This is a genomic window from Thauera humireducens, assembly GCF_001051995.2.
Lineage (GTDB): Bacteria > Pseudomonadota > Gammaproteobacteria > Burkholderiales > Rhodocyclaceae > Thauera > Thauera humireducens.
Genome location: NZ_CP014646.1, coordinates 1,788,684 through 1,811,523 on the forward strand (window position 1 = coordinate 1,788,684; position 22,840 = coordinate 1,811,523).

Sequence of the window (22,840 nt, forward strand, 5' to 3'; positions counted from 1 at the left end):
CCGTGGGATCTTGTCGTTTGTGTGGTTCGGGCAGTGCGCTCAGGCGACCGCCGCGGTCTCTTTGCAGGGTTCGGTGCAGGCCGCATCGCCCAGGCGTGAATACAGCGCGGCGAGGCAGGCCTCGGCTTCCGCCGCAATGCCGTGGATGACCTCTTCGCAGCTTTCAAGCTTGCCGATCGCCGCCGCCACCTGGCCGCTGGGCAGGATGCCCTCGTCGGGGTAGCCCTCGACCATCGAGCGCTGCAGCAGCACCGGCTGGTTGGCCGACATCACCGTCTGCGACACCGCGCCCGGGTCTTCCTTCACCGCCTGGCGGAACACGCCGAGCATGTGGCCGAAGCTCATGCCGGTCTGCTGCTTCCACTGCCAGGCGCTCCTGAGCGCGATCATCAGGCGGCCCAGCGGGCTCGCAGCCTCGAGCCTGTTGATGAAGGGGTTCTCGATCATGCGGTGGCGCATGCCGTCGACCGCCAGCGTCACCCGAACCTTCTGCGGGTCGTCGACCTTGACGTAGCGGTCGAGCGTGGCCGGCGGCGTCGGCGAATCGGTGGTCATCAGGAAGCGCGTGCCCATCGCGATGCCGGCCGCACCGGCGGCCAGCGCCGCGGCCAAGCCGCGCCCGGTGGAATAGCCGCCAGCCGCGATCACCGGTACCTTCACCGCCGCCAGCACCTGCGGCAGCAGGATGGTCGTAGGCACGCCGCCGGTGTGGCCGCCGCCCTCGCCGCCCTGGATGGTGATCATGTCGGCGCCCAGTTCGACCGCCTTGATCGCGTGCTTCAACGCGCCCACGGTGGGAATGCACAGCACGCCGGCTTCCTTGAAGCGGGCGATGGTCTTCTTGTCCGGCCCGCGGCCGTAGCTCACCGCACGCAGCTTGTACTGGATCGCCAGGTCGACGCACTGCGCCGCGTTCTCCTGGAACATGTGGAAGTTGAGGCCGAAGTTGCTGCCGCCGGTGGCGGCGATCACCTTCTTGATCTCGCCTTCGATCTTGTCGGCGTCGATGGTGGCCCCGGCGAGGAAGCCGAAGCCGCCGGCCTTGGTCGTGGCGATCACCAGGTTCGCATCGGCCACCCAGCCCATCGCCGTCTGGATGATCGGGTAACGGCAGCCGAGGCGCTCGGTGAGCGGTGTGCGCAGCAGCGCCGAGAAATCGTGCTGGTCGGGGGTCTGGCTCATGCCTTGTTCTCGCGAGCGGCCTGCTTGTTGGCGCTGGCCATGGCTTTGGCGTCATAGCCGCCGAGCTTGTCGCCCGACAGCAGTTCGTTGTGCGTGTGGGCGAAGTGGTGCCAGGCGAACACCGCATCCATCGCCGTGCGCTTGCCCTGCAGGTCCTCGACGTGGTTGACCGCCTGCTTGGTCAGCGCCAGGCCCATGCGCGGCTGCTTGGCGATGCGGGCGGCGAGCGCGTAGGTCTCGGCCTCGAGCTGTTCGCGCGCCACCACGCGGTTGACCATGCCCATCTGGTACGCGCGCTCGGCACCCATGCGGTCGCCGGTCATCAGGAACTCCTTGGCGATGCGCGGGTTGAGCTCGTACGGATGCGCGAAGTACTCCACGCCGGGAATGCCCATGCGCACCACCGGGTCCTGGAAGAAGGCGTCGTCGCTGGCGACGATCAGGTCGCACACCCAGGCCAGCATCAGCCCGCCGGCGACGCAGGCGCCCTGCACCATCGCGATGGTCGGCTTGGGCAGCTCGCGCCAGCGCCGGCACATGTTCAGGTACACCTCCTGCTCGCGCACGTAGAGGTACTCGCCGCCGGGCTTGTTGGTGTGGTCCCACCACAGATGCACGCGGTCGAACGACTTGTTGATGTCGCGCCCCGGCGTACCGATGTCGTGGCCGGCGGAGAAGTGCTTGCCGTCGCCGCGCAGCACGATGACCTTGACCGCGTCGTCATCCACCGCACGGCGGAAGGCGGCGTCCAGCGCGTAGGTCATCTGCGAGTTCTGCGCATTGTTGAACTCGGTACGGCTCATCGTCACCGTAGCGATGCCGTCAGCCACGGCGTAATGCACCGGGCTGTCGGTCTCGTACACCGCGTTGTCGGGGCGGGTGACGAAGTTCTGGTCGGGGGCGCTCATGTGCGTTTTCCTTGCCGGGTTCAGGCGGTGGCGCGGATGCCCGGCGGGTTGCCCTTGATCTGCGCACCGCGCAGGTCGTGGGGATCGAGGCGACGGATGATCGCGAGCTGCTCGGCGGTCGGATGCGGGGTTTCGCCCAGATCCGGCGCCTTCAGCAGCGGGAAGCCGGTCTTCTCCTGGACCTCGTCGAAGGACACGCCCGGGTGCAGCGAACGCACGCGGATGGCGTGGTCCGGCCCCTCGAAGTCCATCACGCACAGGTCGGTGACGATGCGGCGGATGTCCATGAAGTCCTGGCGCATGCCGGGCTCCCAGCGCGCGGGGTTAAAACCCACGCCGGACACCATGTCGACCTCGCCTTCGACGAACACCCGCTTGCTGTGGCCGGGCACGAAGAAGGAGTTGATGTGGTTGATGCTGTTGCCGGGCAGGCCGCGCACGCCGAGGATGGCGGCCTTGGGCTTCCTGTAGTCGCCCACCACCGACAGGTTGGTCTGGCCGAAGCGGTCGATCTGGGTCGGACCGATCATGGCGTGACGACGACCACCCCACACGCACTCGAACACGCGCTCGAACGACATGCAGCCGGAGTACTTCGGCACGTAGTCGCCGCGCGGCCCGAGCGGGACCGGCTCCTCGACCAGGAAGCACTCGCTGTCCGTCATCAACAGTTCGGGCGCGTAGGTGAGCTTGGCGAGGCTGGCACCCAGGCGCGGAATCACGCCGATGCCGGAGGCCAGCACCTCGCCGTCGCCGCGCCACGCTTCCGAGGCCGCGACGATCATCAGCTCGGCAAGGGTGAATTCAGTGTTGTTGCTCATGCCGCTCGCGCTCCTCAAAACACCGGCAGGGGCAGCTTGCCCATGCGCTCGATACCACCGTTCTTGTCCTGGTAGGCCGCCTCGCCCGGCGTGACGAATTCGTCCATGTAGGCCTGCCAGCCCCCGTCTTCCGCGGCGCTGGCGACGTAGCGCTTGAAGTGCGCCATGTCCCAGCCGTACTCCGGCGCGCACGTGGTCGGATGGGCGCCACAAGGCGCATGCACCACACCCTTCACCAGGTAGCGCTCGAAGGTGTTGAGGCGAGCCTGCTCGGCGGTCAGCGACAGCCGCTCCTCGACACGCTCGGCCGAGACGTAGCAGGCATCCGCCGCCCGTGCGACCAGGTGGTCGAAATACGGATCGCCGCCCTGGATCAGGGTGTTGCCGAGCTGGTCGGCAACGTTGACGTGCACCAGCGCCACATCGAGCTTGAGTGCCGGCATCGCCAGCAGCACCTCGCCGTCGGCATAGGGCGACTGGATGGTCTTGAGCTCGGGATTGAGACGGGTGACGTCGGTCGCCAGACCGCAGCGCGTCGGCAGGAAGGGCACGCGCATGCCGGCGGCACGCAGGCCCCACTGCCACATACCCTCGTCGAGCTCCATCAGCTCGAGGCCACCGGCCTCACGCACCTTGCGATACCAGGGTTCGAGCGGAATGGCGTCCAGCGTGGCAAAGCCGAAGATCAGCTTCTTCACCTTGCCGGCAGCGCACAGCATGCCCACGTCCGGGCCGCCGTAAGACACCACGGTGAGATCCTTGACGTCCGAACGCAGGATCTCGCGCACGATCGCCATCGGCTTGCGCCGCGGACCCCAGCCACCGAAGCCGATGGTCATGCCATCGCGCAATTGGGCGACGACCTCGGCCGTCGTCATCAGTTTGTTCATGGATGCTTTCCTGTTGCCGGCCGCGTTCAGGCGGCCTGTTCCTGCTGACCCACGCCGAAGTCGTGACCCCAGATGCTGACGCGGGTGAATTCGAAGGCGCTGTGGCGATCCCAGTCGCACTGCAGGCCACCGTAGCCATACTCGAGATCGAAGCCCGAAGGCGTCTTCATGTAGAAGGAGATCATGCGGTCGTTGAGGTGCTGACCCAGGGTGGCCGACAGCGGCACCTTGTGGGCGATGCGGCGGTCGTGCGCGCGCCCCACTTCGGTCATCGAGTCGACCTCGACCATCACATGCACGCAACCGCTCGGCACCGGATACTCGGCGATCGCCAGGCTGTGGTGGCGGGCGTTGTTGCAGTGCAGGAAGTGGATGCGCACCGGCGGCGCAGCGGGATCCGGACGGAAGTTGAAGATGTCCGACAGCCCGAAACCCAGCACGTCGCGGAAGAAGGCCGCGGTGGCATCGAAGTTGGGGGCCGGCATCACGGTGTGCCCCAGGCCCATCTCGCCAGTGAGGAAACGCGGCACGCCCTGCGGCGAATTGAAGGGCTGGCAGTCCGACAGGTGGCCCCAGCACAGCTCGTGGCGGTTACCCGAAGGGTCGGTCACGACCGCGACGGCCTGCATGCCGCGCTGGGCGACGGTGGCGGCATCGGCCAGCTCGTAGCCCACGCCCTTGGCGTCGAGTTCAGCCAGCGCCGCCTTGAAGGCGCCCTCGCCCGCCAGCTCCCAGCCGGACGCGACATAGCGGCGCTCGGCGCCCTTCACCACCAGGATGCGGAAGGGACGCTCGTCCATCTTGATGTAGAGACCGCCGCCGGGCGCGGTCGAGGTCATCATGCCGAGCACGTTCTCGGCGTAATGCTTCCATTCGGCAAGGTCGTCGATCTGGGCGACGAAATAGGCCAAACCGCGAATGTCGATCATTGCTGCCCCCAAGGATTGGTCGGATACGTGGGGACATTGTGCGAAGAGGCGGCCGCGCCATCATCGTCCGTTGAGACTACGAAAACGGACGCCCGGCGACGGCCGCTGCGGGGTCAGAACGTGGCGTTGAAGCCGGCCAGCATGCCGCCGTCGATGGTGAACTCGCCGCCGGTGCAGTAGGACGCCTCGTCGGAGGCGAGGAAGGCGACCAGGCGGGCGACTTCCTGCGGCGTGCCGATGCGCGCGATCGGCTGATGCTGGTAGGCGTTGTTGAGCTCGCGGTCGGGGGTCTGCACCATCGGCGTGTCGATGCCGCCCGGATGCACCGAATTGACGCGGATGCCGTAGCGCCCGAATTCGAGGGCGGCGCACTTGCTCATGCCGCGCACCGCGAACTTGCTCGCGGTGTAGGCGCTCGCCCCGCCGATGGCCATGATGCCCGCGGCGGAGCTGATATTGACGATCGCGCCGCCACCGGCCGCCTTCAGCGCCGGCAGCACCGCCTTCATGCCCAGCCAGCAGCCGGTCTGGTTGACCTGAATCACCTGCGTGTAGTCCTCGAGGCTCATGTCCTCGATGCGCCCCCAGCGCAGGATGCCGGCGTTGTTCACCAGCACGTCGAGGCGCCCGAAGCGGGCGAGCGTCGCGTCGACCGCCGCCGACCACTGCTGCGGATCAGACACGTCGAGATGGACAGCCAGCGCATTCGGGCCGAGCTGGTCCGCCAGCCGTGCCGCCTCCGCGTCGAGCACGTCAGCGATGACCACCCGGGCACCTTCGGCATGAAACAGCCTTGCCTCGACCTCACCCTGTCCGCGTGCGGCGCCGGTGACCAGAACCACCCTGTTTTCAAAACGCTTCATGGACGACATCTCCTCCTGATAGGGATGCTGCAGTGATCCGGCCCGACGGGTCCGGCTTGAAAAAGGGATCGCCGGACTCAGGCCAGCGGCGCGACGCCGCTGAGCAGTACGCGCAGCAGTTCGGCCTGGCGCGTGACGCCCGTCTTGGCGAAGATGGCGCGAACCTGGCAGCGCGCCGTGTTGCGACTGACGCCGAGGTTCTGCGCCGCCTCGTCGACCGTGCGTCCCGACATCAGCTCGATGGCCAGGCCCGCCTCGGCATTGGTGAGGCCATACAGGCGCTTGAGCTGTTCGTCGGACGCGAGCAGGCGCGCGTCCGGGTCGCGGATGATGACCATGGCGGCTGGCCGGCTCGAAGGCTCGGACCATTCGGTCGGCGGCACCGCACGCACGGCGACCCCGAGCTGCGCCCCGCCAGAGGGCCGGCTGACCGACATGCCGTCGACGACTCCGGGTTCGTGGCGCACGCCCGCAACGACCGCCTGCTCGATCAAGCGGCGCAATGCGCGGCTCTCGCCATTGAGCGCGGCGGACAGGCTGCCGCCGACCACGCTCAGCCCGTCGCGGCGGCCCAGGATCTCGGACGCCGCCTGGTTCAGCCGCAGGATGCGCCCATTGCGATCGAGCAGCACGACACCGACCGACAGGCGGTCGAGCATGCCCACGTAGCAGTGGCGTTCGACCTCGGCGATGTCCAGGCTGGCGCGCAGCTGCACCGCCGCATGCAGGTGGGGCAGCAGCAGGTTGCAGATCGCACGCTCGCGCTCGCCGAAGCGCTCGGCCCAGGGCGGGCGGGACACGCGCAGGCGGCAGCTCGGCTCGGACTCCATGCCGATGTCCGCCCCCATGTGGTAACGCAGGTTCAGCGGCTCGTGGAAGCTGCGGTAATAGACGCCTGCCTGCCAGGCCGCTTCGTCGATGAGTTCATCGAGCATCACCATGCGGTCGCGCGGCAGGTTGACGAAAGGGTCGACCGCAGCCAGCTCCGCCTCGTAGGGCTGCACGATCGCCGGCCGCGCCTCGCCGGCGAAAACGACCTGCAGAGGCTGGCTTGCCCCCTGCGAGCGCAGGATCAGGGTGACGTAGTTCGCCCCGAGACGCGTGCTCAGCGTCTCCAGCAGTTGCACCCACGGCACGTCGTCCTGCGTGCCGCCATAAGCCATCGCGACCAGGCTGTCGTACTCGTCGAAATCCAGCCCGCTGCAGCGGAAGAGCGTGTTGCGATCACCCGGCTCGAGCGCCCGCAAGGGCACCCGCAACCCGGACGGCCCGCGCGAGGCCGGATCGGCTGCATTGCTTGTCATCGTTCTCTGTGTCGCCCTTGGGTGAGGGCCGCGACCTGAGCGACCTGCTCGTTCTTATATCCGCAGACTCTGTCACGCCGCGCCGGGCGGCTCATCACCAGAATGGATGATGCCGAGATGCGCCGCAGCCCTGTGCACACGCTATGGCCTTATGCCCGCCACGCAGCTCGGTGCCGGCGCCGCGGTGAAACGGCCCTCGCTGAGTTCGAGACCACGCAGGAGCGCATTGCGCAGGTCGCGCGGATCGATCACATCGTCATAGGCCATGCGGTCTGCGAGCCGGTAGGCGCCGCCCACCTGCTCCGCCTCGATCCTTGCGCGGGTCGCCGCGTCCAGCTTGGCCGAATCCGCACCGCCGGCCACCGGCAGGGACCCCAGCGTCACCGCGGGAAATGCAAGGCTGAGCGTCTGCCCATCGAACGGATTCATGGCCATGACCGAGGAGCCGAAGCCGAACGCCTTCCGCAAGGTGACGTGGAGCTTCGGAACCTGGAGGCGGTGCTGTGCGACGAACATGCGGGCGGCGTGGCGCAGTGCGCCCGACTGTTCGGCCCGCGTCCCGCTCATCACGCCGGGGTTGTCGGCGAGGAAGATCATGGGCAAGTGGAAGGCACCGGCGACGTCCATGAAGTGAGTGGCCTTGTCGGCGCCGTCAGCGTCGATGGTCCCGGCCATCACGCTGGGGTCATTGGCGACGATCCCCACGCTCCGGCCCCCGAGTCGGGCGAGCGCCACCACCACCGAGGCACCGAACTTCGGCTGCACCTCGAGCATGCTGCCCTCATCGACCAGCAGTTCGAGCACAGCCCGCATCCGATACGGCTTGCGCGAATTGGGGCTGATCAGATCGAGAATCCCGTCCAGCCGGCGCTCGCCAGTGTCGCCGATGGCTATCCGGGGCGGCCGCTCCCACGCATTCGCCGGGAAATACGACAGGTAACGGCGCGCAAGACCGATCGCCGCCTCATCGTCCGCCACGAGATTGTGCGCAACGCCGGAGACGAGCACATGCACCTGGGGGCCGCCAAGCTGCTCCTTGGTCACCACCTCGCCCGTGGCGGCCTTGACCAGCGGAGGCCCCGCCGCAAACAGGGACGCGGCTTCGGTCATGACGACGAAATCCGACATGGGCGCGGTCAGCGCGCCATGCCCGGCGGCGGCCCCCATGACCAGGCAGACGATCGGGACCTGGCCGGAGAGTTCGGCGAGACCCTGCAGGTCATTGGGGCGGCGGCCCGCATGGGTGTTGGTCAGGCGATGCCCTACGCCTTCGAGCATGAAGACCAGGGGCACACGCTCCTGCGCCGCAAGCTGGGTGAGCCGATAGCGCTTGTCTGCGGCACCATCGCCGATGGAGCCGCCCAGCACGGTGAAGTCCTCGGCCCCCGCCAGCACGGGCCGGCCATCGATCTTTCCGAAACCGGCCACCAGCGCATCGGCCGGGACAGGCGCGCCGCCTTCGGTCGCCATGCCTCCAACAAATGCCCCCAGCTCCGTGAAGGTGCCGACATCGAACAGCTTCAGCAGGCGCTGGCGCGCATCCAGCTTGCCGGTCCCTCGATGGCGCAGGACCTTCTCTTCGCCGCCCATGGCCTCGGCCGCATCGCGGCGCTGCTGCAGGTCCCGAAGAATCGGACCCCATTCATGGTGTTCCGTCGTCAATTGAATGTCTCCCTGGATTTTTCTCTATCCTTTCACCCCGCCCGGGAAGGTCGTTGGGAAACACCTTCCCGGGCATCGCAGCGTGGTGTGGCCACCAGCTGTAGTCACTGACTACAGCACACTTTTATAGAGCACGCAGACGTGCGTCAAGCCAAATTCGAAGGAGCCGGCTTTGGACACCTCAGGGTCAGACTCACCCCGCACGGCCGCAAGGGACAAGCCTGCGGGCGCCGCGGCAGTGCGCGAATCCATTCTCGACGCGGCCATCAGACTCATGGGCGAGCGCGGCAGCACGGATGTGGCCTTGCGCGAGATCGCCAGAGAGGCAAACGTCAATCACGGCCTGGTGCATCGTCACTTCGGCACGCGACAGGACGTGCTCATCGCAGTGCTTCGGCGGCAATCCGAGGTCGGCGCCGATTTTCTGCGCGACGCGGAGAACATCCATGCGGCGATCGACAGGCTCTGGGAACACCCGAAGATGGCCGAGAACTCGAAACTCGTTGCAAGCGCCTTGCTCGGCGGGGTCGAGCCTGAATCCATCGCGCCCGGACATGCCTTCCGACGGCTGGAGCAGTTGCTGGAAGCCGATGACTGCACCGACGAAGACAGGCGAGCCGCGACGGCCGTTGCCATTTCCTGCCTCATCCTGGGATGGGGGATCTTCGGCGAATACCTGACGGCGAATGCAGGCGCGAAGCACCCTGAACGATTACGGGCGCAGGTTCTCGAGATCCTGCATGGGCTGTCCCGCGACAGGCCGAACCGGCCGGGCGGGCAGGCCGTTTAACCAGTTTGCACGATGACCGCCGGCGCGGCCCCCGAATAAGGTTTGCACCTGACTCCCGCAAACCAGGACCGAGGACCCGCCGTGCTGCTAGACCCCCAAGCCCAGGCCATTGCCGACCAGTTCGCCCGCCTCCCTCGCCCCGACCTCGACACCCTCAACGCCGCCGACTACCGCGCGGGCCTGACCGCGTTTGCGGCCTTGGCCCCTGCGCTCGACGCCGGCATCCGTACCGAACACATTGCACTTGACGGCCCCGCGGGCCCGATTGCGGCGCGGGTTTACCAGCCCGGCGGCGACGCGCCCCGGCCACTCGTGGTCTTCTTCCATGGCGGCGGCTTCGTCAGCTGCGGTCTCGACACCCATGACGGCCTGTGCAGCGGCCTCGCCGCGCGCACCGCAGCGATCGTGGTGTCCATCGACTACCGGCTGGCACCGGAGCATCCGTTCCCGGCCGCCGTCGACGACGCCGTGGCAGCGCTACACGCAGTCCATCGCAACGCCGCCGCACTGGGCGGCGACCCGGCACGCATCGCCGTCGCCGGAGACAGCGCGGGCGGCACGCTCGCCACCGTCAGCGCGAGGCTGGTACGCAGCGCCGGGATGCGCCTCGCGCACCAGCTGCTGCTCTACCCGGTTACCGACAGCGCCTGCGACACGGCATCGCACCGCGAGCATGCGAACGCCCCGATTCTCGACAGCGGGCTCATGCGCTGGTTCTGGCGTCAGTACCTGCAGAACGCCGACCACGGGCGCGATCCGCGCGCCTCGCCGCTGCGTGCCGCGGACCTCGCGGCGATGCCCCCCGCCACGGTGATCACCGCCGGCGTCGACCCGCTGCGCGACGAAGGGGAGGCCTACGCGCTTGCGCTGGTCGCCGCTGGCGTGCCGGTCACGCTGCGGCGCTGGCCGGGCCAGTTCCACGGCTTCGCCAGCCTGATTGGCCAGCTCGACGCCGCGGACGAGGCCCTCGCCTTCGGGGCGGCGCAGCTTCGCGACGCGCTGACGCGCTGAACCCTCTGACCACTCGCCCCCCTCTCGCCCCTACTCCCCCGGGAAGGATCATCCATGTCCACCTCCGCCCAAACCCCCGCGCCCGGCGTCCCGCGCCGACTCCGCATCGCCGTCATCGGCGCCGGCATGGCGGGCATTCTCGCCGCCATCCGCCTGAAGGCATCCGCCGAACATGAGGTCGTCGTGTTCGAGAAGGCCGACCGCATCGGCGGCACCTGGCGAGAGAACACCTATCCCGGCCTCACCTGCGACGTGCCGGCGCACGCCTATACCTACTCCTTCGCCCCCAACCCGGACTGGAGCAGCTACCTGGCGCCGGGGCCGGAGATCCAGCGCTACTTCGAGGCCCTCGTCCGCCGCTACGGCATCGCGCCGCTGATCCGCTTCGGCTGCGCCATCGAGTCCTGCCGCTTCGACGACGAAGGGCGCCGGTGGACGATCACCGACAGCGCGGGCCGGCAGGACGACTTCGACGTCGTGATCGCAGCGACCGGTGTGCTCCATCACCCGAACACACCCGTGCTGCCGGGCCTGGACGATTTCGCCGGGGAGTGCTTCCACTCCGCGCGCTGGGACCATGGCGTCGCCCTCGACGGCCGTCGCATCGCGGTCATCGGCAGCGGCTCGACCGGCGTGCAGATCACCTCCGCCCTCGCCGGTCGCGCCGCGCGGCTGTATCACATCCAGCGCACGCCGCAATGGATCATGCCGATGCCCAACCAGCCCTATACCGACGCGCAGCGCGCGGCCTTCCGCGCCGACCCCGGGCTGATCGACGAGATCCGCTACGGCGATCACTACACCGGACTGGTGCGGCGCTTCACCCGCGCCATCATTGACGCGGACTCACCCGAAATGCTCGAGATCGAGGCCATCGTCCGCGACAACCTCGAGCGCAGCGTACGCGACCCTGCGTTGCGCGAAGCCTTGCGGCCGAACTACCGCGCGGCATGCAAACGGCTGATCTACTCGTCCGACTACTACGAAAAGATCCAGCATCCCGACGTCGAGGCCGTCGTCGGCCGTATCGAATGCATCGAGCCCGAGGGCGTGCGGATGAAGGACGGCAGCCTCAAGCCAGCCGACGTCCTCGTGCTCGCCACCGGCTTCCAGGCCGACCGCTTCGTCCGGCCAATCAAGGTCAGCGGACGCGACGGTGCAGACCTGGACGCCCAATGGTCGCCCAGCCCTTCCGCCTACCTCGGCATCGCCCTGCCCGACTTCCCCAACTTCTTCATGATCAATGGCCCCACCGGGCCCGTAGGCAACTTCTCGCTGATCGACATCGCCGAGCGCCAGTGGGCCTACATCGAACAACTGCTCGCGCCGCTCGCGCGCGGCGAGTGCGCGCTCGTCGAACTGCGTGCGGAGACCTTGCGCGACTATGACCGCCGACGCATCGCCGCAGCGCGCCGCACGATCTTCGCCTCCGGCTGCGCGAGCTGGTATCTGGACGCCACCGGCGTTCCTGCGAGCTGGCCCTGGAGCTACGAGGAATTTGTCGACTGCACCGCACAGCCGAACCCTGCGGACTACCTGTTCATGGCGTGAAGCCGATCGCGGCGTGACCGGGCCGCACCTCCGCCCCCTCATGAAAAAAAACGGCCGCCAACCCTTGCGGGAGGCGGCCTTCCAAAAGAGGAGGGAAAACCATGCAACGAACTACAGTCACTACGACAACGCACTACAAGAACAACGATTAAGCGCAGGCCGGCCGGGGCCGGCCCTTACATGTACAGGATCACCAGGTCGTTGATGACCGAGGGCCGCTCGCTGCCGACGACATGGGTGACGATCTCCATCGTCAGCTGCATGCCCTTGGGCAGCTTCTCCACCGCCTTGACCCGGGTGCGCGCATGGATGCGCGAACCTGCCGGCACCGGGGCCGGGAAGCGCAGGCGATCGGAGCCGTAATTGACCATGTTGTTGAAGCCGACCACTTCGTAGTCGAGCGGGATGCGCAGGCGCGACTGCAGCACCTGCACCAGCGCGCCGTGGGCGATGGTGCCGCCGAAGGGGCTCTGCTTGCGCGCGCGCTCGGGATCGGTGTGAATCCAGTAATCGTCACCCGACAGCTTGGCGAACTCGTCGATCAGCGCCTGATCGACGACGATCTGATTGCTCCACGCCGAATAGGTCTCGCTGACCAGCGACTTCATCGCCGCCTCGTCGTCGAAGCGCACCTGACGCTTGTCGGCCACCGGCGCTGCAGCAGCAGCCTCTGCGGCAGCGGCCAGCGCCGCGGGCGTGCTGTCGATGCGCTCGGCCATGTCCTTGTCGGCGGCGGTGAAGCGCAGCAGGGCCGTACCGTCGGACTTCACGGTATCGAACACCGGCTTCACCCGCATGCCCACCTGGATCTCGGCTTCGTCCACCCCGACAAGCGTGGTGTTGATGCGCACGCCTTCGTCCAGTTCGACCACCGCCATCTTCTGCGGCATCTCGTCGGCAAAGTCAGGCAGCGTCGGAATGCGGGTCAGGGTGTAGGTGTAGAGCGTACCCGTGCCCTTGACCGTCTTCCATGTCAGATCCTGCGACCAGCACTTGTCGCAATGGCGACGCGGAAAGAAGATCCAATGGCCGCAGGAGGTGCACTGCGGGATCGTGAGGCGACCTTCCTTGAGGCCGTTCCAGAACGGCGCCGAGATCTCGGTCGGCGTCGGCAGCGGTTTGTTGGTCGACATGCTCGTCATGCTCCCTGGAGAATCAGTGCGCCCTGCTCGCTCATCACGCCACCGGTGCCGGAAACGAACACGGTGTCGCAACGCTTGAGCTGACGATCGCCCGCACGGCCGGCGATCTGGTGGAAGGCCTCGATGACCTGCGACATGCCGCCCGCGGTGCCGCTCTGCCCGAAGCTGAGCTGCCCGCCATGGGTGTTCATCGGGAAATTGCCCTTGTAGGTCAGGTCGTGCTCGCGCACCCAGCGCATGCCCTCGCCCTTCGGCGCGAAGCCCGCGTCTTCCAGGGTCAGCAGCACGGTGATGGTGTAGCAGTCGTAGATCTGCGCGGCGTGGATGTCGCTGCGCTTGACGCCCGCCATCGCGAAGGCACGCTCGGCCGCGGGGCCGATCGGCGTGTCGGTCATCTCGGTCGCGTAGGTCGGCGACTTGAAGTACAGGTGCTCGCCAAAGCCGGTGATGCAGGCGCCACGGTTCCTCGCCCGCGCCGCCACTTCCTTCGAGGCCACGATCACCGCCGCGCCGCCGGCCACCGGCATCACGATCTCGAGCACGCGCAGCGGCTCGGCCACCATCTTGCTGGCGAGCACGTCCTCGATGCTGAGCGGCTTGCCGAAGAAGCTGGCGTCCGGATTGGCGAGTGCGTTGGTGCGCTGATCGACCGCGATCTTGGCCATCGCGACCGGGTCATAGCCGTACTTGGCCGCGTAGCGCTGGGCGATCATCGCGTAACCGGTGTTCTGGCCCATGTGGCCATAGGGCAGGTCGAACTCGGCCTCGGGTGCGCCGAAGGCGGTGCTGTGACCCCCGAAGCGCATCGCACGGGCCATCCAGCTCGGATCTTCATCGGGCCCGAAGGGGGCCATGCGCGCAGGGATCACGCACAGCACGGCCTGGCACAGGCCCAGCTCGACCGCCATCGCCGCACGCCACACCGCCGCCACCGACGAGCACCCGCCCAGGTCGACGACTTCGGCGAAGTTGAGCGACAGGCCGAGGTATTCGGCCGCCATCGCCGGCACGAAGACCTGCGCCTCGTGGAACTGCGGGCCATGGACCACCAGCCCGTCGATATCCGCGGCCTTCAGGCCGGCATCGGCCAGCGCGCGACCGGCCAGGTCGGCCACCTGCTCGAGATGGAACATCCGCGGTGCGGTCGCGTACTTCTCCGGCCTGTACTGCGCGGCGCCGACGATTGCTGCGTTTCCTTTGAGACCCATGCTCCCTTACCTCGCTTGTGCGGGCACTGTCCGGCCCTGTGTTGGGCACAACGATGCCACAGCGTCCGGGGGGCGCAATCGTTCAAATCGACTAGGCGAAGCGGAGGACCCCTCCGGACGGACGATTCGGCAACCGACCCGCGCCCCGATCATGCGCGAGTCATCCCTTGCCCACCATTCACCGCAACACTCGAGGAGTCCCCGTATGCGTCGCTTCACCCTCAAGCCGCTGCTCGCCCTGCTGGCGGCAGGCAGCGTCCTCGTCGCACAGGCGCCCGCCTTCGCCGCGTCGCCCGCCCCCGCGTCCCGACCCGAAACGGGGGGCGAGTGGCCCCGACATGGACTGGACGCCGCCGAGACCCGCTTCAGCCCCCTGTCCGCGATCAGCGCGGACAACGTCGGACGGCTGGGACTGGCCTGGCACTTCCGCTTCGACCGGCCGCGTGGCGTCGAGGCCACCCCCATCATGGTGGACGGCACGCTATACGTCAGCGGCCCGTGGGGCGTGGTGTATGCCGTCGACGCGCGCAACGGCCAGCTCAGATGGCAGCACGATCCCGAGGTGCCGGCCGGCAAGGGCATGCACGCATGCTGCGACGTGGTCAATCGCGGCGTGGCGGTCGAAGACGGGCGCGTCTTCGTGGCCACCATCGACGGCAGACTGCAGGCTCTGGATGCGCAAAGCGGCCGCCTGCTGTGGTCGATGCGGACCTTCGCCATCGACGCGCCCTACACCATCACCGGCGCTCCGCGCGTGGCGCGCGGCCTGGTCATCATCGGCAACGGCGGCGCCGAATACGGCGTGCGCGGTTTCGTTTCTGCCTACGACGCACAGACCGGCGAACTGCGCTGGCGCTTCTATACCGTGCCGGGCAATCCGGCCGACGGCCCCGACGGCGCCATCTCCGACCGCCCGCTGCAGGACATCGCACTGCCGACCTGGCGCGGCGAATGGTCGCGCTACGGTGGTGGCGGCACCGTCTGGGACTCGATGGCCTGGGATCCGGAACTGGACCTCCTTTACGTCGGCGTCGGCAACGGCTCGCCGCACGACCGCGATGTCCGCAGTCCCGGCGGTGGTGACAACCTGTTCCTGTCCTCGATCGTCGCGATCCGCCGCACCACCGGCGAGTACGTCTGGCACTACCAGACCACGCCGGGCGACAGCTGGGACTACACCGCCACCCAGCACATGATCCTGGCCGAGCTCGAGATCGACGGTCGTGCGCGCAAGGTGCTGATGCAGGCACCGAAGAACGGCTTCTTCTACGTACTGGACCGGACGACGGGCGAACTGCTCTCCGCGGAAAAATACGTCCCCGTCAACTGGGCCAGCCACGTCGACCCCGCCAGCGGCCGTCCGGTCGAAACCGAGGGCGCGCGTTACCCCGCCGGCCAGCCCTTCATGGTGCAGCCTTCGCAGCTTGGCGGCCACAACTGGCAGCCCATGGCCTGGAGCCCAAACACCGGCCTGGTCTACATCCCGGCGCAGGAGAACACAGGCTTCATGATGAAGGAGCCGGACTTCCGCTTCGAGCCCGACCGCTGGAACACCGGCGTCCTGAACCCGCCGATGCCGCCCGACCCGTCCCTGCTCGCGCAGGCCAAGGCATCGATGCGGGGGCACCTGCTGGCCTGGGACCCGGTACGTCGTACCGCCGCATGGCGCACGCAACACAATAGCTCGTGGAACGGCGGCGTACTCGCCACTGCCGGCGGTCTGGTGTTTCAGGGCGTCGGCGGCGAGGGACTTGCCGCCTTCGACGCGCGGGATGGACGTCGTCTGTGGCAGTCGGATACCTGGCTCGACATTCTCGGCGGGCCGATCAGCTACGTGCTCGATGGCGAACAGTACGTCGCCGCAGCCGCCGGCTTCGGAAGCTCCATCCATCTCACCTCGAGTTCCCTGTTGCCGCGCACCGGCGCACCGGTACCGGGCGGTCTGTTCGTCTGGAAACTGGACGGGCGGGCGGCAATGCCCACGCCCGAAAGCCGGCCGGACCTCACCCCGCCTGCCGACGAGGGCACCGAGGGCCAGATCCAGCAGGGCGGCGCGCTCTATGCCCGATACTGCATGCAGTGCCATGGCGCAGGGGCGATGGCCGGCGGCGGCATGCCCGACCTGCGCCACTCGCCCTACCTCACCGACGCCGCCCTGTTCCGCCGCCCGCTCATCGACGGCGTGCTGTCAGCGCGTGGCATGCCGGACTTCGGCAAGACGCTGCAGCCGGCGCAGGCCGATGCAATCCGTGCCTACGTGATCCGCATGGCGCATGCCATGCGCGCCGGCGCCGCATCGCGCTGAGGCCGAACGGAAAAGCCCCGCGCCTGCTGACACAGGCGCGGGGCTGAAGACATTTCGTCGATCCGGCTGTCGTCAAGACAGCCGTCGCGGCAGGCAAGGCTCAATGCATTGCGAGCATGGCGAAAAACTGGTTGGCCGACGCCTTCGTGGTCGAGCTCATGCCCTGGCACTGCGGCTCGTTACCGCCACAACTCGGCATCTGGACCAGCGAGTCGACGACGCGCGCGTGCCCCCGGTCAAGCAGGACAGACAGCGCAGCCATACCAACCACTGCCAGGCTGATTACGAAAAGCTTGGTGAACATGTGTCTCTCCTCCGTTTCCCGACCGGCCGGTGCAGGCTGCACCCCGGTTTGGCAGGAACCCGATACGACGCCGCTCTGCTTGCGACTGCCGCCCAAGTGTCTCCTCCTGCACGATGTCCAGACTAGACCGATGAAGCAAGGTCAACATCGTCCGAATGGACTAGATCGAAAAAAAGGCGCCTCTCGGCGCCCCTCTTGTCATCGCGTCGCACCGACGCTCAGGCGAACGGCGGGAAACCCGCATCCCGCAAGACCTCTTCAGAATAGGGTCGATAGGTGCCGGCCTTCTCGTCGCGCACGAAAAGCGGGTCATCGAACGCACGCGGATCGTACCCCTGCCGCTGCAGGTCAACCTTGCGCAGCTTGTAGGTGGTCGTCAGGTCGGCAGCAGCCGACACCCTCACGAACTGCGGCGCCGCGTAGCGCGGGATGCGCTGCTCGGTCAGCTCGTAGAACGCCTTGGGGTCGAACGCGTGTCCGGGCTGCATCACGATGGCGGCCATGCCGGCACGGCCTTCGTGATTCGGCACCTTCACGCCGTAGATGTTGAGCAGTTCCATGCCAGGGTAGTCCGCCAGCGCCTCGGCCACCTCGGCGGTCGACACGTTCTCGCTCTTCCAGCGGAAGGTGTCGCCGATGCGGTCGACGAAGTAGAAGTAGCCGTCCTCGTCATAGCGCAACAGATCGCCCGAGCTCCAGAACGCATCACCCTCGGCGAACACGTTGCGCAGGATCTTCTTCTCGGTCGCCTCGGGCGAGGTATAGCCCTCGAAGCGCCCGGCACCGATGTCGGGGTGATTGACGATGTAGCCAAGGCCTTCGCCGACCTCGCCCGGCTTGCACAGGATGTAACGCCCGTTCTCGTCGCGCGGATGGCTTTCGGTCTCGACGTCGTAGCGCACCAGGCGGAAGTTCGACTTCTCCCAGTAGGGCACACGTCCCACCGATCCCGGAACGTTGTCGACGTTGATCACCGCGGTATTGGCCTCGGTCGAGCCCCAGCCCTCGTAGATGTCCACCTCACCGAAACGCTCGATCCACCGCGTCCAGCTCTCCATCGTCAGGCCCGCGCCCAGCATGCAGCGCAGGCTGTGCTCACGATCGTTCGGCTGCGGCGGCGCATTGAGCAGGTAGCGGCAGATCTCGCCGATGTACTGAACGATGGTAATGCCGTTACGCCGTACGTCGGACCAGAATTCCCGGGTGCTGAACTTGCGCCGCACCACGATGCTGGCGCCCGCCTTCAGGGCGGTCGAAGTCACCGAGGTCGCCGCCGCCCCATGGTAGAGCGGCAGGCAGCAATAGAAGACGTCGTCGGGCGTCACCCCGAGCGTCACCTCCATGACGTCGCCCGAGGACATCCAGCGCATGTGGCTGTATCGCGCAGCCTTGGGCAATCCCGTCGTGCCGGAGGTGAAGATCAGCAGCATCGTCTCCTCGGCACGCACCTCGGCACGTCCCTGGCGCGGGAACGTCGCCCGGGACGCCGCCGCCACTTCCGACGTGATGTCGGCCGAGACGAACGTGCGATGATCGGCCTCCGCGGGCTTCTCGGCGTCAGCGACGAGGTACAGCGGCTGGTCGGGACGGCCTTCCGTGACCGCAAAGTTTGCCAGGCACTCCTCGCCCACGATGACGGCCCGCGCCCGGGTCGACTCGAGCGCATGGATCAACGGACGTCCGGTGACCTGCGTGTTGATGACCGCCGTGACCACGCCCAACTTGGCCAAACCGAACCAGTAGACGAAGAACTCGAGCCGGTTCTCCATGGCCAGCGCACAGACGTCGCCGCATCGCAAGCCGCGGGCATGCAGGGCATGGGCGACCTGGTTCGCGCGCGCATCGACCTCGGCATAGCTGAGGTGCTCGTTGCCATACACCAGCAACGTGCGTGCCCCCTGGCTGGCCGCCTTTTCCTCGATGCGGTCGGCGAGCGTGTAACGATCGGCCGGCTTGATCCGGCTCGCAGCGACCGAACGGACATCCAGCTTGGCCTGGGTTTCGTCGCGCGACACCACCTTCCGCGATCGTACGTCCTGCCTCGTCATGAAATCGGATTCAGACACAGTCCATCTCCTTGGTATTTGTGAATGTATTGGTATCGTTATCGGGCAGGCGCAATCAGCGGACGCGGATACGCGGGTCGGGCGCGCCTCGGCGCATCGTTGCCAGAAAGCTGTCCATCGGCGCCGGCTCGGCGACTTCCGGCAGGCGCTCCTTGTCCGGCCGCTCGGCCCAGAACGCCTTCCACGACGGGAACAGATCGTGGAACGTCCCCTGATAGGGTTCGCGCCCCGGCCAGCGCATCTTCCGGTCGCCGATCGGCGGCTTGTTCAGGTCCGCGGCATACCAGTAGCAAGGCAGGCGGCGCCGGAAATACCAGCATCCGTCGATGCGCTCGTAATCGTCCCAATACAGCATCTGCATCACGACCCACTCAGGCCCGGTCTCGTGCTCGTTCTTCGAATACACGACGCCGACGGCATGATCCGGGTCGGTGAACTCGATGATGTGCTGCCCCAGGTGGTGGGACGTGCCCGAGAACTGGTTGCGCAAGGTGTCGTCCACCCAGGCCTTGAGGTGGGCGCGGCCGACCTTCTCGCGGCCAACGCGGATGTCCGGCGCAAAGAGGTTCACATGCGCATCGAGGTCGCGCATGTCGAGCGACAGCGAATACTTGCCCACCAGTTGGCGGATGGCGTCAAGTGACTCGAGGCGGTCGATGCGTGCGAGCAGGTCGGCCTGCGGCGGGGAGGTCGTCATGCCAGCCCCGCTCAGATGAAGGCCATGCCGCCGTTGACGGCGATGTTCTGTCCGGTGATGAAACCGGCGTCTTCGCTCGCGAGGAATGCAGCGACGCGCGCGATCTCCTCCGGCTCGCACATGCGGCCGAGCGGGATCGCCTTGATCATCGACTGCATCCACTCGTCAGGGATGCCCGCCATCATCGGCGTGTTGGTCGGTCCGGGCACGATGGTGTTCACGCGGATGCCGCTCGCGGCCAGCTCACGCGCGATGCTTCGCGTCAGCCCCATGACGCCGGCCTTCGACGCGCAATAGTGACTGGGGCCTTCGCCCGACATTGCGGCGGTGCTCGACACATTGATGATGGCGCCCTTGGCGCCGCCCTTCTGCATCAGGCGGGCACCCTCACGGCAGCACAGGAAGGTGCCGGTAAGGTTGACGCCGATCACGCGCATCCAGTTGTCGTCGGGCGTGTCGAGAAATGCATCAACCGAGCCGATGCCGGCGCTGTTGATGAGCACGTCGAGACGACCGAAACGCTCGGCCACCGTATCAAAGGCCGACTTGACCGAGGCCGGGTCCGACACGTTGCACGCCAGCGCAAGGCCCTTCGCGCCATACCCCGCCACGGCGGCGGCTGCGGCATCGGCATTGATGTCCGCGGCGACGACGCACGCACCCGCGTCGCCGAAATGCCGCACGATCGCCCGCCCCATGCCCTGGCCGGCCCCGGTCACGAAGACCACCTTGTCCGCAAAACCCATCTGTCCGCCTCCTTGTGCCTGTACGTTCCCGGGCCGCACGCATTGCGGATACCCGGCGCTATGGGCGGCAGTTTTCTCGGCTTGCAAGGACCGGACATCGTCCACTAAGACTAATGCGACTCTGCCGTGGACCGTTCCCCGGTTGTCGTCTGAACGGACGATGCCCGGCCCCCTGTTCAAACGGACGATAAGCGCCGATCGCAGGCGGCCCCTTTCCGCCTGCATTCCGGAAGTTCTCCTGGAGGCAGGTCGTGAACGCAACCCAAGGCAGCTCACATAAAACCACCTGGCATACGCACTACGCGTTGGCCGTGCTGGCGATCATCTACGTCTTCAATTACATCGACCGCCTCGTCATCTCGATCCTGATCGAGCCGATCAAGATCGAGTTCGGCATCTCCGATACCCAGATCGGCCTGCTGTCGGGGGTGGCATTTGCGATCTTCTACACCGCGTTCGGCCTGCCTTTCGGGCGCCTCGCCGACCGCATCGGCCGCAAGCCCGTGATCGCCCTGGCGTGCATTGCTTGGAGCGGCATGACCATGCTGTGCGGCGTCGCGACCAGCTTTGCCATGCTGTTGCTGTTCCGCATCGGCGTTGCGGTTGGCGAAGCCGGCGGCACGGCGCCGTCGGTGGCGATGGTGTCCGACCTCTATCCACCCGAGAAACGCTCGCGCGCGCTGTCGGTATTCCTGATGGGGCCGAGTCTGGGCGCGGTACTCGGTCTGGGGCTCGGTGGCTGGATCGCGCAGACCTATGGCTGGCGAACCGCCTTCCTGGTCATCGGCGCACCGGGCGTGTTGCTCGGCCTGCTGCTGTGGCTGACTGTGCGCAGCCCGGCCGCCCCGGCCCCCGTGCCCGCGGCCAGCGCTGGCGCCGCAAAGGAAGACTGGCGCAGCACGCTACGCGAGTTGCTGGCAACGCCGGCATTCCTGCTGATCACCCTGGCCGGCACGCTGGCGGCGATCATGGGGTATGCAATCGGCACCTGGAACCCCAGCTTCATGATCCGCTCGCACGATCTCAGCATGCAGCACGCGGGCCTGCTGATCGGACTCGGGGGCGGGCTCAGCGCCACCGTCGGCACGCTGATGTGCGGCAGCCTCACCGACCGTCTGGTGGCACGCGACCCGGGCTGGCAGCTTGGCGTGCCGCTTCTCGCCTGCCTCGTCAGCGTGCCGCTCGGCTTGTGCTTCTATCTGTGGCCGGCAGGGATCGCCTTCCACCTGGGTAGCATCCCGATTCCCGAGGCCTTCTACTTCTACCTTGCCTTCAGCTTCGCCGCGACATGGTGGGCGGTCCCCTGCTTCGGCGCCATCAGCCACCTCTTCCCGCCGGGCCGTCTCGCGCAAGCCACGGCGATCTTCGTCATGGGCATGACCCTGTTCGGCGTCGGCCTCGGTCCGATCGTGGTCGGCAGCCTCAGCGACTTCTTCGCTGCCAGCATCGGCAAGGAAGCACTGCGCTACGCGCTGGCCAGCACCGTCGGGCTGTATGTGCTGACCGCGCTCTGCCTGCTGGCCGCGATTCCAGCCTATCGCCGCAAGCTGGGCCAGACGCCCGCAAAGTCGCGCACCGCAGCCGTCGGTGCCTGAACACACAACGATGCCTCAGGAGACAAACGCATGACCTCACCCGATCTGCCCATCCCGCTCGACCAGTTCGCCGAACTCGACAACGGCCTGCGCCTGCACTACCTCGATGTCGGCCACGGGCCGGTGGTGGTCTGGCTGCACGGCAGCGGCCCCGGCGCGAGCGGCTACAGCAACTTCAAGGGGAACTACCCGGCCTTCGTCGAGGCGGGTTTCCGCAACATCGTGCTCGACCTGCCCGGTTTCGGCCGCTCGGACAAGCCCGCCGACGCCCAGTACAACCTCGACTTCTTCGTCGCCAACCTGAACGCCTTCCTTGGCAAGATCGGCGTCACGAAATGCACCCTGCTCGGCAACTCCCTGGGTGGCGCGATCTCGATCGGGCAGGCGCTGGCCCACCCCGATACCGTCGAGCGCCTGATCCTGATGGCACCCGGCGGGGTCGAGGAGCGCGAGACCTACTTCAGGATGGAAGGCATCGTGCGCATGGTCGAGACCTTTGCCAAGGGGCCGATGGGTCCGGCGGAAATGCGCCACGTCATGAGCCTGCAGGTGTTCGATCCGTCGCTGCTCGACGACACCATCATCAACGAACGCGCCGCCATCGCACCGTCGCAACCGGCCAACCTGTTCTCGACGATGATGGTGCCGAACATGACGACCCGCCTGCACGAGATCAAGGCGCCGATCTTCGGTTTCTGGGGCACCGACGACAAGTTCAACCCGCACACCGGGGCGCTGAAGGTGATCGAGAACGCCCCGAACGCGCGCATGATCCTGCTCAACCAGTGCGGCCACTGGGTCCAGGTGGAACACCGCGATCTGTTCAACCGCAGCTGCATTGATTTCCTGACCAAGGGGTAAGCACG

20 protein-coding genes are annotated in these 22,840 nt (G+C 67.2%); 6 read left to right on the plus strand and 14 right to left on the minus strand.

Translation table 11 applies throughout. The features are described 5' to 3' along the window. Positions 1-39 precede the first annotated feature (39 nt). The 8 genes from AC731_RS08495 to AC731_RS08530 form a co-directional block, all read right to left on the minus strand. Positions 40-1,182, minus strand: coding sequence for an NAD(P)H-dependent flavin oxidoreductase (locus AC731_RS08495; RefSeq protein ID WP_048705146.1), 1,143 nt, complete (start codon positions 1,180-1,182; stop codon positions 40-42). Beyond that, positions 1,179-2,090 (minus strand): enoyl-CoA hydratase, encoded by a 912-nt coding sequence (locus AC731_RS08500; protein ID WP_048705148.1) that lies wholly within the window; start codon positions 2,088-2,090, stop codon positions 1,179-1,181. The genes AC731_RS08495 and AC731_RS08500 overlap by 4 nt, the downstream gene beginning before the upstream one ends. Positions 2,091-2,110: 20 nt before the next feature. Beyond that, positions 2,111-2,911, minus strand: coding sequence for a CoA-transferase subunit beta (locus AC731_RS08505; RefSeq protein WP_048705150.1), 801 nt, complete (start codon positions 2,909-2,911; stop codon positions 2,111-2,113). Positions 2,912-2,925: 14 nt separating this feature from the next. Next, positions 2,926-3,801: a CoA transferase subunit A gene (locus AC731_RS08510; protein WP_048705152.1), complete on the minus strand. Its 876-nt coding sequence runs from the start codon at positions 3,799-3,801 to the stop codon at positions 2,926-2,928. A 26-nt stretch (positions 3,802-3,827) separates the two neighbouring features. Next, complete coding sequence (locus tag AC731_RS08515; protein WP_048705155.1) at positions 3,828-4,730, minus strand: VOC family protein; 903 nt, start codon at positions 4,728-4,730, stop codon at positions 3,828-3,830. A gap of 113 nt (positions 4,731-4,843) precedes the next feature. Beyond that, positions 4,844-5,593, minus strand: coding sequence for an SDR family NAD(P)-dependent oxidoreductase (locus AC731_RS08520; RefSeq protein WP_048705158.1), 750 nt, complete (start codon positions 5,591-5,593; stop codon positions 4,844-4,846). 77 nt (positions 5,594-5,670) lie between these two features. Continuing rightward, complete coding sequence (locus AC731_RS08525) at positions 5,671-6,897, minus strand: helix-turn-helix transcriptional regulator (RefSeq protein WP_048705160.1); 1,227 nt, start codon at positions 6,895-6,897, stop codon at positions 5,671-5,673. A gap of 141 nt (positions 6,898-7,038) precedes the next feature. Beyond that, positions 7,039-8,559: an acyl-CoA carboxylase subunit beta gene (locus AC731_RS08530; RefSeq protein ID WP_048705161.1), complete on the minus strand. Its 1,521-nt coding sequence runs from the start codon at positions 8,557-8,559 to the stop codon at positions 7,039-7,041. A gap of 238 nt (positions 8,560-8,797) precedes the next feature. On the opposite strand from AC731_RS08530, the gene AC731_RS08535 reads away from it, so the two are divergent. The 3 genes from AC731_RS08535 to AC731_RS08545 all read left to right on the plus strand — a co-directional run bounded on the left by AC731_RS08535 (position 8,798) and on the right by AC731_RS08545 (position 11,911). Beyond that, entirely contained in the window at positions 8,798-9,349 is a 552-nt protein-coding gene (locus AC731_RS08535; protein ID WP_048705163.1) for a TetR/AcrR family transcriptional regulator, read from the plus strand. An 81-nt stretch (positions 9,350-9,430) separates the two neighbouring features. Continuing rightward, positions 9,431-10,360 carry an alpha/beta hydrolase gene (locus tag AC731_RS08540; RefSeq protein WP_048705165.1) on the plus strand — a complete coding sequence of 310 codons (930 nt, stop codon included), beginning with the start codon at positions 9,431-9,433 and terminating at the stop codon, positions 10,358-10,360. Between the two features lie 54 nt (positions 10,361-10,414). Continuing rightward, positions 10,415-11,911 carry a flavin-containing monooxygenase gene (locus tag AC731_RS08545; protein WP_048705167.1) on the plus strand — a complete coding sequence of 499 codons (1,497 nt, stop codon included), beginning with the start codon at positions 10,415-10,417 and terminating at the stop codon, positions 11,909-11,911. A 176-nt stretch (positions 11,912-12,087) separates the two neighbouring features. Here the strand turns inward: AC731_RS08545 and AC731_RS08550 are convergent, their stop codons facing one another. Then, positions 12,088-13,044: a bifunctional OB-fold nucleic acid binding domain-containing protein/MaoC family dehydratase gene (locus tag AC731_RS08550; protein WP_048709904.1), complete on the minus strand. Its 957-nt coding sequence runs from the start codon at positions 13,042-13,044 to the stop codon at positions 12,088-12,090. A gap of 5 nt (positions 13,045-13,049) precedes the next feature. After that, the gene (locus tag AC731_RS08555) at positions 13,050-14,261 is read right to left on the minus strand and encodes a thiolase family protein (RefSeq protein WP_048705170.1); all 1,212 of its coding nucleotides are present in this window, start codon (positions 14,259-14,261) and stop codon (positions 13,050-13,052) included. Between the two features lie 205 nt (positions 14,262-14,466). On the opposite strand from AC731_RS08555, the gene AC731_RS08560 reads away from it, so the two are divergent. Then, positions 14,467-16,566, plus strand: a complete 2,100-nt coding sequence (locus tag AC731_RS08560; RefSeq protein WP_048705173.1) for a PQQ-dependent dehydrogenase, methanol/ethanol family — start codon at positions 14,467-14,469, stop codon at positions 16,564-16,566. Between the two features lie 100 nt (positions 16,567-16,666). Here AC731_RS08560 and AC731_RS08565 read toward each other — a convergent pair whose 3' ends face one another. From AC731_RS08565 to AC731_RS08580, 4 genes are all read right to left on the minus strand, one after another. Further along, positions 16,667-16,870, minus strand: a complete 204-nt coding sequence (locus AC731_RS08565) for a hypothetical protein (RefSeq protein WP_048705175.1) — start codon at positions 16,868-16,870, stop codon at positions 16,667-16,669. Positions 16,871-17,088: 218 nt separating this feature from the next. Next, positions 17,089-18,936, minus strand: a complete 1,848-nt coding sequence (locus AC731_RS08570) for a long-chain-acyl-CoA synthetase (protein WP_237266628.1) — start codon at positions 18,934-18,936, stop codon at positions 17,089-17,091. A 55-nt stretch (positions 18,937-18,991) separates the two neighbouring features. Further along, entirely contained in the window at positions 18,992-19,633 is a 642-nt protein-coding gene (locus AC731_RS08575; protein ID WP_048705180.1) for a nuclear transport factor 2 family protein, read from the minus strand. An 11-nt stretch (positions 19,634-19,644) separates the two neighbouring features. Further along, positions 19,645-20,604, minus strand: a complete 960-nt coding sequence (locus tag AC731_RS08580; RefSeq protein ID WP_237266629.1) for an SDR family NAD(P)-dependent oxidoreductase — start codon at positions 20,602-20,604, stop codon at positions 19,645-19,647. Positions 20,605-20,630: 26 nt separating this feature from the next. Between AC731_RS08580 and AC731_RS08585 the strand changes: the two genes are divergently transcribed. Beyond that, positions 20,631-21,974, plus strand: a complete 1,344-nt coding sequence (locus AC731_RS08585) for a spinster family MFS transporter (protein WP_048705185.1) — start codon at positions 20,631-20,633, stop codon at positions 21,972-21,974. A 30-nt stretch (positions 21,975-22,004) separates the two neighbouring features. Beyond that, complete coding sequence (locus AC731_RS08590) at positions 22,005-22,835, plus strand: alpha/beta fold hydrolase (RefSeq protein ID WP_048705188.1); 831 nt, start codon at positions 22,005-22,007, stop codon at positions 22,833-22,835. Positions 22,836-22,840 lie beyond the last annotated feature (5 nt).

Excerpts from the sequence above, each read along its gene's own strand:
- AC731_RS08500 (WP_048705148.1), bottom strand. The coding sequence starts at position 2,090 with ATGAGCGCCCCCGACCAGAACTTCGTCACCCGCCCCGACAACGCGGTG.
- AC731_RS08580 (WP_237266629.1), bottom strand. The coding sequence starts at position 20,604 with ATGCAGGCGGAAAGGGGCCGCCTGCGATCGGCGCTTATCGTCCGTTTG.
- AC731_RS08495 (WP_048705146.1), bottom strand. The coding sequence starts at position 1,182 with ATGAGCCAGACCCCCGACCAGCACGATTTCTCGGCGCTGCTGCGCACA.
- AC731_RS08575 (WP_048705180.1), bottom strand. The coding sequence starts at position 19,633 with ATGACGACCTCCCCGCCGCAGGCCGACCTGCTCGCACGCATCGACCGC.
- AC731_RS08520 (WP_048705158.1), bottom strand. The coding sequence starts at position 5,593 with ATGAAGCGTTTTGAAAACAGGGTGGTTCTGGTCACCGGCGCCGCACGC.
- AC731_RS08510 (WP_048705152.1), bottom strand. The coding sequence starts at position 3,801 with ATGAACAAACTGATGACGACGGCCGAGGTCGTCGCCCAATTGCGCGAT.
- AC731_RS08555 (WP_048705170.1), bottom strand. The coding sequence starts at position 14,261 with ATGGGTCTCAAAGGAAACGCAGCAATCGTCGGCGCCGCGCAGTACAGG.
- AC731_RS08545 (WP_048705167.1), top strand. The coding sequence starts at position 10,415 with ATGTCCACCTCCGCCCAAACCCCCGCGCCCGGCGTCCCGCGCCGACTC.
- AC731_RS08525 (WP_048705160.1), bottom strand. The coding sequence starts at position 6,897 with ATGACAAGCAATGCAGCCGATCCGGCCTCGCGCGGGCCGTCCGGGTTG.
- AC731_RS08550 (WP_048709904.1), bottom strand. The coding sequence starts at position 13,044 with ATGTCGACCAACAAACCGCTGCCGACGCCGACCGAGATCTCGGCGCCG.
- AC731_RS08565 (WP_048705175.1), bottom strand. The coding sequence starts at position 16,870 with ATGTTCACCAAGCTTTTCGTAATCAGCCTGGCAGTGGTTGGTATGGCT.
- AC731_RS08515 (WP_048705155.1), bottom strand. The coding sequence starts at position 4,730 with ATGATCGACATTCGCGGTTTGGCCTATTTCGTCGCCCAGATCGACGAC.
- AC731_RS08505 (WP_048705150.1), bottom strand. The coding sequence starts at position 2,911 with ATGAGCAACAACACTGAATTCACCCTTGCCGAGCTGATGATCGTCGCG.
- AC731_RS08560 (WP_048705173.1), top strand. The coding sequence starts at position 14,467 with ATGCGTCGCTTCACCCTCAAGCCGCTGCTCGCCCTGCTGGCGGCAGGC.
- AC731_RS08590 (WP_048705188.1), top strand. The coding sequence starts at position 22,005 with ATGACCTCACCCGATCTGCCCATCCCGCTCGACCAGTTCGCCGAACTC.